Annotated in this window: 7 protein-coding genes; 2 read left to right on the forward strand and 5 right to left on the reverse strand. The window is 36.2% G+C overall.

Annotated elements, in window-relative coordinates; translation table 11 throughout:
* Nucleotides 1–194 precede the first annotated feature (194 nt).
* The 3 genes from QVA17_RS04665 to pth are packed head-to-tail and all read right to left on the reverse strand — an operon-like array spanning nucleotide 195 to nucleotide 5505.
* Entirely contained in the window at nucleotides 195–1289 is a 1095-nt protein-coding gene (locus QVA17_RS04665) for a PTS transporter subunit IIC (protein WP_287386788.1), read from the reverse strand.
* A gap of 51 nt (nucleotides 1290–1340) precedes the next feature.
* Entirely contained in the window at nucleotides 1341–4910 is a 3570-nt protein-coding gene (mfd, locus tag QVA17_RS04670) for a transcription-repair coupling factor (RefSeq protein ID WP_287386790.1), read from the reverse strand.
* Between the two features lie 37 nt (nucleotides 4911–4947).
* Nucleotides 4948–5505: an aminoacyl-tRNA hydrolase gene (gene pth, locus QVA17_RS04675; protein WP_027430970.1), complete on the reverse strand. Its 558-nt coding sequence runs from the start codon at nucleotides 5503–5505 to the stop codon at nucleotides 4948–4950.
* A gap of 199 nt (nucleotides 5506–5704) precedes the next feature.
* Here pth and QVA17_RS04680 point away from each other — a divergent pair, with 199 nt between their 5' ends.
* Nucleotides 5705–6391, forward strand: coding sequence for an ABC transporter ATP-binding protein (locus tag QVA17_RS04680; RefSeq protein ID WP_287386792.1), 687 nt, complete (start codon nucleotides 5705–5707; stop codon nucleotides 6389–6391).
* A 10-nt stretch (nucleotides 6392–6401) separates the two neighbouring features.
* Complete coding sequence (locus tag QVA17_RS04685; protein ID WP_287386794.1) at nucleotides 6402–7169, forward strand: hypothetical protein; 768 nt, start codon at nucleotides 6402–6404, stop codon at nucleotides 7167–7169.
* Between the two features lie 156 nt (nucleotides 7170–7325).
* Here the strand turns inward: QVA17_RS04685 and QVA17_RS04690 are convergent, their stop codons facing one another.
* Nucleotides 7326–11930: a pectinesterase family protein gene (locus QVA17_RS04690; RefSeq protein WP_287386795.1), complete on the reverse strand. Its 4605-nt coding sequence runs from the start codon at nucleotides 11928–11930 to the stop codon at nucleotides 7326–7328.
* Nucleotides 11931–12170: 240 nt separating this feature from the next.
* Nucleotides 12171–14999 (reverse strand): hypothetical protein (locus tag QVA17_RS04695; RefSeq protein WP_330635155.1); only part of this gene is annotated, 2829 nt, incomplete at its 5' end.

Genomic DNA, 14999 nt, shown 5'->3' on the forward strand with positions numbered 1-14999 from the left:
CTACATATCCTAATTTTGTGTTGTTACTTATATTGTCTACAAACTTTTTTGCATTTTCTTTATTCGCTTTAAAGCGTTACGCTTTAAAGTACTAAACTGAATTATAATCATTTTTATTCTTTATGTCAACCTAATTTGTGAAAAAAAAGTGGTAAAGTTTTATACCTTACCACTTTTAAGATTTATTGAATTTTCTATACTTCAAGCTTCATATCGCCCTCTTTAACCCAACCAATTTTTCTAATAATTAGGTCAAAAATCAAGGCAAATACTGCTGGTAAAACTATGCAAATTAGTACTAAACCAATCCAATCAAAGGCTGTAATCGAAGTCTTTAAGCCCTTAGTAATATCAGATAGCCAACCAGTATAAACTCCTAGAGGACCTACCATTCCACAAGTTCCCATACCTGAAGAAATTGCTGCACCATTCATCTCTAAATGGAAGATGCAAGTTGCAATAGGTCCTGTAATAGCTGATGCAAGAATTGGCGCAAGCCAGATTTTAGGATTCTTTACAATATTTCCCATCTGAAGCATAGATGTTCCAATACCTTGTGAAACTAGACCACCCCATCTATTTTCTCTAAAGGAAATAACCGCAAAGCCTACCATCTGAGCACAACATCCTGCCACTGCTGCACCACCTGCAAGACCAACTAAGCCAAGAGCCGCACAGATTGCAGCAGAAGATACTGGAAGGGTTAGGAAAATGCCCATAAAGACGGACACCACAATTCCCATTAGGAATGGCTGCAAATCCGTAGCCCACATAATAATATTTCCAAGCCAAAGAGCTGCCTTACCTATTGGTGGCGCAATTAGACTTGAGACAATAATTCCCACAACTACAGTAACAATCGGTGTTACAAGAATATCTATCTTTGTTTCCTTTGATACTAACTTTCCTGCCTCAGCAGCAATAATAGATATAAAATATACTGCTAAAGGACCCCCAGCTCCACCTAGGGCATTGGCAGCAAAGCCTACTGATACCATAGAGAAAAGCACAAGTGGAGGACACTTTAGGGCATAACCTATTGCAAGTGCCATAGCTGGACCACTCATAGCTGATGCTAAACCACCGATTGTATAATCAGTTCCACTAATAGTTGCTATTGTCTTTGTTAATAAGCCAATGGAAAACTGTGTTCCAATGGCATTAAGTATTGTTCCTATTAAAAGGGAACAAAAGAGACCTTGGGCCATGGCTCCTAAGGCATCTACACCGTATCTTTTTACAGATATTTCGATGTCTTTTTTCTTCAAAAAGTCTTTAACTTTTCCCATAAATCCTCCGCACTTTTAATTCATAAGTGTAATTAAATCCACTCTTTAAGTCTATTTTTTTACAACATTTTCCAAGAAATCATCCATTAAGCTATTAAGTCCATTTAGATATTCCCTGGCATTGCCAAACTTTCTTTTTGTAACCTTCCATCTAAAGTTAGCATCCCTAACACTAAAGGCTAGAGCCCCGCCAAATCTAGCTAAAAATTCATCAAGGGCTTCCACATCAATTTCTGATTTTGGTGAAATGGACATGTTAGTAAACCACTGAGAATTGCCGCTTTCGCCTATGGCATTGTGAAGGCCACCCTTAATTTCAATAAAGCCAATCTTGTGAGCCTTGGCTTTAATAAGAGCAATCATAGTTAGATTATGGGCTGCCGCTGGGAGCTCTCCATATCTATCTACTAATTCATCTTCCATATCATTTAGCTCTTCCATAGTTTCGATGTTTGCAATTCGCTTATAGGCATCAAGCTTTTGATACTCACTTCTAATATAAGTAGAAGGAATAAAGGCATCTACGTCTAAGTCGATTGTTGTCTCGAAATCGTATTCATTTTTAATACCCTTAAGCTTATTAACGGCCTGATTTAACATTTTACAATAAAGGTCGTAACCTACTGCTGCCATGTGTCCATGCTGGCTTCGGCCAAGTACCGAACCCGCACCTCTAATTTCTAGATCCTTCATGGCAATCTTAAAGCCGCTACCAAAGCCTGCAAATTCCTTGATTGCCGACAATCTCTTCTCTGCAATTTCAGAAATCATTCTGTCTCTTTTATACAAAAGGAAGGCAAAGGCAGTTCTGTTGCTTCGACCAACTCTACCTCTTAACTGATAAAGAGTAGATAGACCGAAGTTATCTGCATCCTCAATAATCATTGTGTTACAGTTAGAAATATCCATACCTGTCTCAATAATTGTTGTACATACCAGTACATCAATTTCATGATTAATAAAGTCTGTCATGATTCGCTCAAGCTGGCGTTTGTCCATCTGACCATGAGCTATTGCTACATTTGCATCAGGAACAAGGGACTCCACGTGAGCCGCCATATCCTCAATGCCCTTAACCTTGTTATATACATAGAAAACCTGACCATCTCTTGCAAGCTCACGATTAATAGCCTCTCGAATCATCTCATCGTTATGCTCTGTAACGAAAGTCTGAATAGGAATTCTATCCACCGGTGGCTCCTCTAAAACGCTCATATCTCTAATTCCCACTAAACTCATGTGAAGAGTTCTAGGAATTGGAGTTGCTGAAAGTGTAAGTACGTCAATATTTTCCTTAAGCTTTTTTATCTTTTCCTTATGAGTTACGCCAAAGCGCTGTTCCTCATCAATAATAAGTAGGCCTAAATCCTTAAACTCCACATCCTTTGAAAGAAGTCTGTGAGTTCCTATTACAATGTCTACAGTGCCCTTCTTTAGCTTAGCCACCGTCTCCTTATTTTGAGCGGAGGTCTTAAAGCTTGATAACTGCTCCACTGTAACTGGGAAGTCCTTTAGTCTTTCCTTGAAGTTGTTAAAATGCTGATTACAAAGCACGGTAGTTGGCACAAGATAAGCCACCTGCTTGCTATCCTGAACTGCCTTAAAGGCCGCTCTAATAGCAACTTCTGTCTTACCATAACCTACATCCCCGCAAATCAGTCTATCCATAACTCTAGGACTTTCCATGTCCTTTTTAGTATCATCAATGGCATTTAACTGATCTAGAGTCTCCTCGTATGGGAACATTTCCTCAAATTCCTGCTGCCAAACAGTATCCGCTGTAAACTCGTAGCCCTTAATCTTTGAACGTGTGGCATAAAGCTCAACTAAATCCTTTGCCACCTCTTCAACCGCAGACTTAACCTTACTCTTAGTCTTTGACCATTCCACAGAGTTAAGTTTATTAAGCTTAGGCTTTTTCTCTACGTCTGCCGCGGCATATTTTTGCAATCTATCTAACTGAGTGGCAAGAAGGAATAAATTACTATTACCATCATAGGCAATCTTTACGTAATCCTTCTCCACGTCATTAACCACAATCTTTTCAATACCCTTATAGATACCAAGACCGTGAGTCTCGTGAACCACGTAATCCCCTACGTTTAAGTCGTTAAAGCTAGCGATAGAGTTACCATTTTTCTTGGCCTCCTTCTTACGCTTAAGTCTCTTCTTTTCCCTATCTGTGAAAATGTCACTCTCAGATATACATACAAACTTTAGTAAAGGATATTCAAAGCCCGCATGTAAACTACCATAAGTCACCATAATAGTGCCCTGCTTTATAGGCTTTGTAAAATCATCACTATAATAACTCTCAATCTCAAGACCTGCTAAATCATCCACGATTCTCTTAGCTCTAGTCCTTGAACTAGAAACCAAAACCACGCTGTATTTATTCTTCTTATACTTGGCAAGATCATTGGCAAGCATCTCAAAACTATTATTATAAGAACTAATAGTTCTTGTTTCTAGATTCATTGAAAAGTCGATTTTATTCAATTTATAAGTATAGTCAAGAGCAGACAGTGTCAGCTTTTTAAAGTCCTTAAGTCCTGCCATAATTTCATCCATAGGACGAATCAAACTAGTCTGACAAGGAAGCACCATACCACAAGAAAGTCTGTGCTTCATGCTTTCCTCATACTCATAGCTTACTAAATCAGACTTTTCCTTTAATCTATGTAATTCATCAAGAACGATTAAAGTTTTACCCTTTGGCAAATAGTCTGCAAAGCCCACAGTTTCACTTGAGAAAGCCTTAATAAACCTAGAATAATCCCCGGTTCTTTTAGCATCTGCCACAAGTTTTCTAATGGCATTACCTGCATCAATATCTTCCTTACTACGTCTCTTTTTTTCAATATTAAAGACCTGTAACTGTGCTTTAGCTTCCTTTTCAATAAGTTCTAATCCTTCTTCAATTTCCTCTTCTGTGAAAATGTATTCCGTCGCCGGAAATACTCTTATTTCCTTTACTTTCTCAATAGAGCGCTGACTGTCTACATCAAAGTATCTAATAGAATCAATCTCATCATCCCAAAGCTCAATTCTTACTGGAGTCTCACTGGTGAATGGGAAAATGTCAATAATACCACCACGTATAGAAAACTGGCCTCTTCCCTCAACCATAGGCATTCTCTCATAACCTATAGCCACAAGTTTTGACTTAATCTTATCTAAATCTAAGACGTCATCTGTCTTAAAAACTAAAGTATTATCAATGTATTTTTCAATTGGAATTAAAGTATCTGAAAGTGCATCAATTGTGGTAACAATAGTTAACTTGTCCTCATTGATAATCTTATTTATAACTTCAATTCTCTGTCCTACAATTTGCTTTCCGGAAATGTCTGCATTGTAAAAAATCGCATCCTTAGCTGGATAATACGATACATTTTCATTAAAAAATGCCGCATCCTCAGCTATCTTTCTAGCCTTCACTTCGTCAGAGCTTACAATAAGTAGGAAATTATAATCGCTAGCAATTGCAGAGGCTAAATGCACCTTTTGCGTATCTATGCAGCCTGATATAGATACAAGTTTTCCGCCTTTGCCATCTAGAACTGTATTTAATTCCTTAATGCCTTCTAGCTTACGTATTGGATCGTAAAATGTATCCATAAGTTTCTCCTTTTAACCTAGCCTGTTTAACTATCTACTAATTAAACTTGTTCATGGCAAATTCAGTACCTTCCGCCATAATTGTTTCAATAGCCTCGCAAGCTCTCTTCTTTGCATCTTCTAAAGTCTTTTCATCTTCTTTGTTAAATCTACCAAGTACCCAATCTGCAAGGTCCCAGCCAGAAGGCTTGTTGCCTACACCAAACTTAACCCTCTTAAAGCCGTCTGAACCTAAATGAGCGATGATACTCTTAATTCCGTTGTGACCGCCAGCACTTCCCTTAGGTCGAATTCTTAATTTGCCTACATCTAAACTAATATCATCAAAAACCACAATGAAATCCTCAATATCAGCCTTGTAATAATCCATTACCGCTCTTATGCATTCGCCGGAATTATTCATATAAGTAAGAGGTTTTACAAGTACTACCTTCTCACCGTTAATTACACCTTTACCAAGCATGCCCTTAAACTTTGAATTATCAATGTCAATATTATGCTTACTTGCTAACTCATCTATAACTGCAAAACCTGCATTATGTCTTGTTTTTTCATATTCTTTTCCTGGGTTTCCTAAACCTGCTATTATATACATATTTTACCTCACAATAATCCTTTATAAAATGTTTTTATATGTCTAAATCTTATCACCAAAAGCAAAAGTCAACAAGAATAAAAAACTACTATAAATTATATAAATATTATGATATAATTTTTTTACATTTGAAAACATCAAACTATATATAGGCTATAAACTAATGACAAAGCCGGATGTTTTCCAAAAGGAGGAACATATGCTAGTATTGCAAAACATTAACAAACAATACTCAAATATTACAGCCGCATTCAATCAGTGTATTTCCCTTGAAGCTGGAAATGTATATGCCTTACTTGGTCCTAATGGTAGTGGTAAATCTACATTTATGAAAATGATTGCGGGTCTTGTAAAGCCCGACAGCGGACAAATTTTTTATAAGGGACAGCCACTTTCTTGTGAAGCTAAGTCAGACATTTCATATATGCCAACAGAAAGTTATTTCTATTCATATATGACACCAAAGGATATCAGCAATTACTTTAGCGATTTCTTTGCTGATTTTAATAAGGATAAGTTCTATTCATTCTTAAATGATATGCAGCTTCCTGATAATTTAAAAGCTTATAAAATGTCTACAGGTATGTTAGCAAAATTAAAAATTGCTGTTTCACTTTCACGAAGCTCTGGTCTTATGATGCTTGATGAACCTCTAAACGGCATTGATATTATTTCTAGAGAACGTATGGTAGCAACTATTGCAGCCAACTCAGGTCCAGGAAGAATCATGATTGTTTCTTCTCACTTAGTTGATGAGCTTGAAGCAGTTTCAACTCACGCTATTTTCATTAAGCAGGGGAACATCGTATCTGCTGGTTCTATTGAAGAATTACGTAATCAGACTGGATTAAATCTTGTAGATCAGTACAAGAGAATCTATGCTTAAGGAGGATGACATGTTTAAATTATTAAAATATGAAATTAGAAAAAATATAGCACCACTTTTGATTTTCTTTTTAGCATTAGCTTTTTTAGAAGGTTATTTTTTAATTTGTTATAGCAATGTAGACTATAGCGGACTCGAATTAGCAATTGTACTTTTAGTATTTGCTACTGCTATTTCTTACTTTATTGTATTTGCCCTTGCCATTAGTTCTTATAGTAAGGAGCTTAAAAATAAGACTATATATCTTATTTTCATGACACCAAATTCAACAATTTCAATTATTCTTTCAAAGCTTATACATGCAATTTTAACAGCTTTTGTTGTTGCTCTTGTATTCGCAGCTATTGGATTTTGGGATATTAAACTATATGCTAGTCTTTTTGATACAGCAAATTTTTCAGCACTAGATATTTTAGACATTGTTCTAGTAAGTTTAGATACAAATCTTTCAACATTTATTCTATCAATTGTATTTACAATTATTAGTGTTGTAATTGTATTCTTAACTTATGTTGTAATGGGATATTTATCAATAACAATATCAGCTACAATTCTTTCAAATAGCAAAGCTAGAGGATTTCTTTCAGTTGCACTCTTTATTGCATTTGTCATTGTATATGCAGTTATTATAAACCACCTGCCAAAGCTTAACTCAAGCCCTGAAAATATTGGAGAATACTTATTCTCTATTTTACCACAGATTATTATATCTTTGATTTCTATGTTTTTTATGATCTGGGGTACCGCATATTTATTAGATAAGAAGATTAGTTTATAGTCTTTGAAAATGTATCTCTAAATAAAAATAAAAATGCTTGCAATCAATAACTCCTTATTCCACTTGGAATAAATTGGAATTAATGATTGCAAGCTTATTTTTTATGTCAGTTTAAAGCTAAGTATTAATTCATTAACTGCTTTTACTAACCTTGTTTTATTCTTCCTCTTCCTTTTTTCTAGCTGCTACTGCACCAGCTGCAATTGCTGCTGAAACGCTTGCTAGAGCAAGTCCGATTACGAAATTATTTCTATCTGCTGTAACAGTTGTATCTGCTGCAACTTCTGTTGTATTGCTAGCCGCTGTAGAAGCTTCTGTAGCACTTGCTGTTGTTGTTTCAGCTGCTACTACGTCTGTATCTGCTGCTACTTCGCCAGTTGTATTTTCTGTTGAAGGTTCCTCTGTTGAAGGCTCAGCTGTTGAAGGCTCTTCTGTTGAAGGCTCTTCTGTTGCTGGTTCTTCTGTTGAAGGCTCTTCTGTTGCTGGTTCCTCTGTTGAAGGCTCAGCTGTTGAAGGCTCTTCTGTTGAAGGCTCAGCTGCAAGTAATGTAAATACTGTAGATGCTGCGCCATCTGTTGAAAGAATTGTAACAGTATGTGAACCTTCACCAAGTGATGCTAAGTAATCAGCTGAAAGTTCAATAATTGTTGAACCTTCTGTTACTGTGTAATTAGAAGGATCAACTATTTCACCATCAACTGTAACTCTTCCGAATTTACTAATATCTGCTGCAGATCTTACTATTAATCCTTCACCTACAGTTACTGTTGAATTTGCACCATCTAATACTTCATAATTAATGCAATTTAAGCCACCATCTTCAATGATATCTAATATAAAATCTTTACCAACGAAGTTTACAAAGCTAATTTCTGTACCATCATTTAATTTAGCTTCTGTAAGTAATGTTGACCATGAAACTCTGCTAGATGTATCAACTGCATTACCATTTTCATCTACTGAACCATATTCATAGCTTAATGTAGACTTTCCACCAAGTGATGAATTCCATCCCTCATCGCAGATGAGAAGCTTTGATTCACCATCATAGAAATCTGTTGTTTCAATTGTTGTATTGTAGAATACTACTTCAGCTGTATTAGCCTGCCATGGTCTACCAAAGTAACCCTGCTTAGACTGCTTTGTTGAAGCTGTATCAACACCTGGTGTTGTTGATGTAACTGTACACTCATACATTAAGTAACCTCTACCAGAAGACTGCTGAGCTGCTGTAATGTAGAAAGTATCGTTTGCATCCTCACTTGTGTTAGCTACTAAATCACACTGATAGAAAATAGCTTCCATACCACCGAAGATGTAATCTGTTCCACCATAAATCTGGCACTGATCAAATACTACTGTAGAATCAGTTCCACCATAGAGTGTATCCTGTCTACCGATGAACTTACAATTATCAAAATATGTATCTGAAACATTGCTTACGATTGCAAGAGCTGCTGCTCTTTCTACATAAGCCTTTGCCTGAACTGCTGTTGAACCAACTTCGTAGTCATTTCTTGCACCCTTTGATTCACCCTTAGCACTGCTAAGTGCAACGATTGTATCGTTAGCTGCAAGCTCTGACTGATACTGGTTAAATGAGTTCTCAAAAATAATTCCATCTGCGCTAAAGCCATCTGCATATACAACTACTGTTGCATTCCAGTAGCTTCCGTTTGTTGTACCAGAACCTGGATTCTGGAATGAATAATAACCATTGTATGTATTAACATCTAATAAATCTGCATTATACTTACAATTCTTATCCATACTATAGTATGCATAACCATGTCCATAGTATGATGTAATTCTAACTGCTGTATCTACGATATCAACACCTGAATTTGTAAGATCTGTACTTGCTGCATCTCCTGCTGCATTTACTAAATTAACATTGTCAACGTCAATAACAAGCATTTCCTGATATGTACCTGGATCAATTACAATTGTAACTTCCTGGTCATCTGTTCTTTGCATTGTTCTTGCTGCATCTAATGCATCATTAATTGTCTGGTAATCCTTATCTGCACCTACTGTAATAACGCTCTTATACTCTGTTGGAGTTACAACGCTAATCTCTGTGAAGTATGTCTGACCACCGTTTGACTTAATTGTCATTGTGCCATCCTGGCTTGCAACAACCTCTGTCTGTTCAATTAAACTTGTTGAACCTGACTTATTAGCTACTGTTACATCACCTGCTGTAAAGTAAGCGCTATAGCAGTATGATAATGTTACGATATCGCCAGCCTTAACTGGTACTTCAATTGTACCATTTACTGTATTACCTTCAGCATCTGCTGATTCGTTAAGAAGAAGGTATGTCTTGTTCTCTAATACATTTTCATTAAGAGCTAAACCATAGTAGTAATTGCTACCATTAATTGTCTCGATACCATTTCCATCATATGCCTTATTGTAAACTGAGAAATTCCAATCTGTAACATCATAGAACTTAACTTCTACGCTATTACCTGTCTTATCAGCTGTGTTATCATATGAACCAAGCTTTAAATCATATGTTGGAGCCTGCTCGTATGCATAGTTACCAATACCTGTAACCTTAATTGAATACTGACCTTCTCTTAAGGAAATATTATCGCCATAGTTATATGTATAAACATAGCTTGTACCATCTTCGTAAGTATCATTAATATTAGTTAATGTAATTACTGCATTCTTAGCATCTTCACTTGAGATACCTGCAAGTGTAATTGTTGCATCATATGTATCCTTAGCTGCAAATTCAATATTCTTTACAGCATCTCCATCTGTTTCAATAGATGTTGTTAATAATGTGTAATCAGCAGCATCTGTTGCTACTACTTCATATGTAACACCAGCTTCAACCTTTAATGTGAAAGATAAATCACTATTAATTGTTAATTCTGGAACATAAATCTTATCTGCTTTAAATGCTAATTGTACCTTTGCAGCCGCATCTGCACTAATACCTGTAATATTACCTGTAATTGTTACAAGCTCTACTGGATTGATTACAAAATCAAGGCTAAGTGACTCTACATCTGATGAAACACTTAACTTATCCTGGCTTGCAATAACATAACCATTAGCATTCTTTAATGATACTTCATAATCAAATGACTGATAAAGGAAAGCTTTATATGAGCCATCTGCTGCTACTTCAGCAACTGTTTCTCCACCTGTCTGCTTATTAGTAAATACTAAGCTGTAACCTGATGGAGCTGCTGTTCCAAGACCATTAGGATCTGCATATGTAGATGTACCTGTAATCTTAACTGGAACTGTGTGAACTCTTGTTGCTCTTGCAATTACTAACTTTTCGTTAGTACAGTATAACTTATATGTGCCTGATTCAGCAGCATAGAATGTTGCTTCTTCAAGACCAGCCTTGTTTTTAAAATTAAATGTCTGAATATTTCCACTTGGAGATACTAAATAATATGTAGCATCACCACCGTTTGAACCAAGCATTAATGTTAAAATATCATTTTCAACTAATGTAAAGTTCATATATACGCTATCTGTTGATTGATTGTTAGAATAAATGTAACCCTTGTATTCATTACCATCTGCATCCTTCTTACTCTTTTCATCATATCTAGTTAAGTTTGTATTAGTTGTTCTATATCTGTTGTTTGTCTTACCGCCAGCACAGAAATAAATGAATTCGTTACCTTCTGTATCATAAATAGTAAAGTCACCAATATTTACACCAGGAGTACCAGCTGCAACACTTGAACCGTAAAATGCTGTCTGAATGCTTTCTGTAAGTAAATTATTGTAAACACTACTATCTAACTGCTCTGCACCAAAGTCAACTACGTCGATTTTTCCATTTCCTGCCTGTGTTGGGTCTGTTGATCTAGCCTCAGTCAATGAAATCTCCTTAATATATGTATTAGAATCGATTGAAAGTACAATTGATTCTGTTTCTTCATCAGTAGTTCCCGTTACTGAATAGTTGTTCCATGAAATTGCTTCAGTTGTTGTAAGTGTAGCACCATCTACACTCATTGTTGCGCCATTATAAGCTACTACATTAAGTGTGTAGTTTGAATATGAGCCAACAGGAATTGTAATTGTTGTACCTGCATTAGCCTGTGCATCTGAATCTCTTGCTGCTAACTTACCATTTGTAGCATCAATCTCTAAGCCTTCAAATGTACCTGTACCATTATTAGCTCCCTGAAGTGCTAATGAATATGCACTTGAATAGTTTGCATTAGACTTATTGAAATTCCATGTTGTTGTTGTAGCAACATATGGATTAGGTGTTACTGTAATTTCATGAATCCATGTTGTACCATCAACTGCACTAAATGTAACCTCTCCAGCTCCACCAGTGTATTCGTAAGTTAAAGTATCGCCATCAGTTCCAACTTTTGCCTTTTGACCCTGTTCTCCATTCATATAAAGAATTGTCGATTCATTAGCATAAAAACATGATGAAACTGTAATTGTACAAGGTCCTGCTACCTTTACAGTAATCTCAGCACCATCGTTCATAGTCAAACCATGTGCGCCATTGTTAGCTGTGTTCTTTACAAATGTTACTAAGCCTAAGCTTGTACCTGGAGTATGTTTGTAATCGCTTCCATCTAATCCAGCAAAAGTCATTTTGTAAGTTTCACCCTTTACGGCTTCTGTTGCAGTTAAACCATTGCTTAACTCATCAGCCTTTACACTTACCAAGCTTCCAGAAAATGGAATTGAAGCGATAACTAGCGCAAATGCTAATACCCCTACAAGCACTCTCTTAAAGTTTTTAAACTTCATTGTGTTGTCCTCCCGTTATTAAATTGTATATATACTTCATGCCCGTCTACGAACCCTTGCGGTGGTCCCTTTGTCTGCTGTGGAAATTATACATAAAAATTAGTCATTCCCCAAGATGTAATATTGTACTTTTTATGTTTTATCATTGGTTATTTATTAAAAGACCCTTTATTAATTCAGTAATAAAGGGTCTTTTGTTTAATTTAAACCTTAAGAAAAAATCTTGTATTCGACTATCTATTAAGCGTTCTTTCTCTTCTTATTAGTAACAAATGCTACTGCTGCTAATGCCATGAGACTTACATAAACAACTGGCATTGCGCTATCGCCTGTCTTCTTATCAGTTGTTGAAACTTCGCTTGAATCTGCTGCTACAGTAGCTGAATCTGCTGCTACTACTGTAGCTGTATCTGCTGCAACTTCACCTGTTGTAGCGCTTGCTACTGTAATTGTTGCTGTTGCCACTCCATCTTCTGAAACAATTTCTACAGTATGAGTACCTGTAGCAAGTGTTGCTGAGTAAGCTGCATTAAATGTAACGATTGTTGAACCTTCTGTTACTACATAGTTACTTGGATCAACTTCAACGCCGTCAACTAATACCTTAACAAACTTAGCAAAATCTGCTGCTGATCTTACTACAAAGCTTTCGCCCTGAGTAACAACTACACCATCACCATCAAGTACTGCATATGTTACATCTTCATCAGCTGCAACTTCTGATATTAAACCTGTTGTTACATTTTCTGAAACAGTAATTTCCTTAGATGCTGTAAGTGTACTTGCGTTAAGTGTTGCACCTGTTCCCTCTGCAGCCTTATCTGTTAAGACTAAGAGACCGTTCATATTAATTGTTCCATCTTCATTACGAGTTACAGGTAATTCGCTGTAAACATGTGTTGTATAATCCATACCTGTATCTACTGATTCAAACCAATCACTTGTTACTGTTGTTGAAGCATCCTTTGATTCTCCTGATGCTGACTTCCAGAAGTAGTTTGTTGACTGGTAAACCTTTGTTGAATCCTGACTACCTACAAGCTTAATATTTTCAGCATTATCAGTATTCTGTGTTCTGAATGAAAGAATACCTGATGCAGAATAATCTGTGTTAGCTGCTGTATTTGTATAAAGTGCTACGTTGTTAGCTTCATTATTAAATGATGTAGACATACTAATCTGAATATCTGGGCAAGAGTTTGAATCAATACCCTTTGACTTGTTATCAAATGCTACACAGTTATAAAGGATATGATAGCCTGTCATTGAATCGCCACCCATCTTAAATCCGTTACCGTTACCAGCATTTGTACCATCAAGTAGATATCCATTTGCATATGCTACTGAATTCTTAATTGTTACTACACCAATTGCACCTGACTGAACCTTAGCGAAAAGATCCCAACCATCATCGGCATTATTATGTGCAATACAACCATCAAATACGTTTCCATCGCCACATGTTAACTTAGCTGCAAAACCATCAGCATCTTCATAACCCTTATCGTGGTTATTGTAAGATGTACAGTTAAGAATTAAGTTGTATGAAGGCCATGTTGACTTATCTGCATCATTAGCAGAAAGTCTTGAAATCTGAAGACCTGTGTTACCATTTTCATAAGTCTCTACATTATCAACTGTGTTATAGCTACCACTTAAGTGAATACCATCTTTACCATCAGCTGACTCTGTAACGTCAATACCCTGGATATACCAGTAGTTACCTGCGATTTCCATTGCATGTCCACTTGCATTTGCACCACTAATAACTGGTCTTGTGCTTGCATCTGGATCTGCGATTAAGTAAATAAGTGCATCTTCTGTACCGTTTGTTCCTCTTGGAATTGTTACAGTACTTGTGTACTTATATGTACCTTCCATCATTACGATTGTCTGACCTGGCTGAGCATACTTAATTGCTGTCTGTAAGTCAGCTGGATCTTCCTTGCTACCTGTACCATTAGCGTTTGGAGATACATAAATTGTTTCACCATTATATGCATTGTATGTTACTGTCTGACTAATTGTGATTTCATCATAATTACTCATTACCTTATATTCACCAGGAACATAATTATCATTTGCATCATACTTAACTGTAAATGTATTGCTACCTAAGTTAAGTGTTGTTTCTACTTTAACCTGCTCATTAGCTGTTACAGCTACTTCCTTAATAGCTTCGCCATTCTGGTAAACTGTTGCTACACCATCTGCGTTAGCTGTGAACTGTAATTCGTAAGTAGACTTATTTGTTGTAGCTGCTGAATCAATTGTTGCTACTGTTTCAATTGTTTCAACTGGCTGCTCTTCTGCAGGAGCATCATTTTCAGGACTAACAGTTGTAAATGTTACATCTGAGAATGTTGCCTGAGCATATCTTGATACGAAGAAACCTACATAAACTGAATCTGCATCAATCTGTGAAAGAGCTTCTGTATCATAGTACTTCTTTGTTACTGAATATGAACCATCTACTGATTCGTAAGTTACAAAATAACCTGTGTTATTCTTCTGAATTGTTAAATACATTTCTGTAATATTCTGATCAGAACTTGTATTAACACTATTTCCGATTACATTTGATGAATCAGAATATCTCTGCTCTAAAGGATAAGCTGATGATGAGAAATTGTTATTAATTGTATTTGTATCATTAGCTTCCATTAAAGAAATATTTTCTGCTGTTACACCTGTCTTTTCAAGTGATTCAATACCGATTTTCTGTGTAACCTTTGTTGCTGTTGTATCTGTTGTTACATTTCCATCAGCATCTACATAATATTCTGTCTTTGTTACTGCTGCGTAATATGCATTGTTCCAACCAGAACCGCCAAGCTGATCTGCTGCCATAAGACCAAATGCTTCCTGACCATTTGATAAATACCACTGATCAACTGTTACCTTTGCTCTTAATGTAAAGTTCATGTTAGATGGAACTTCTGTATAGTAGAATGAAAGACCATCATATGAAGCTGGTACAAACTTACCATCATTACCTGAACCTGTAAGCTTACCGTTTGTTAACTTACCTGCTGTTAACTGAACATAACCATCAGCGTTTAAATCACC

It is taken from the genome of Lachnospira sp., assembly GCF_016290755.1.
Classification (GTDB): Bacteria; Bacillota; Clostridia; order Lachnospirales; family Lachnospiraceae; genus Lachnospira; species Lachnospira multipara.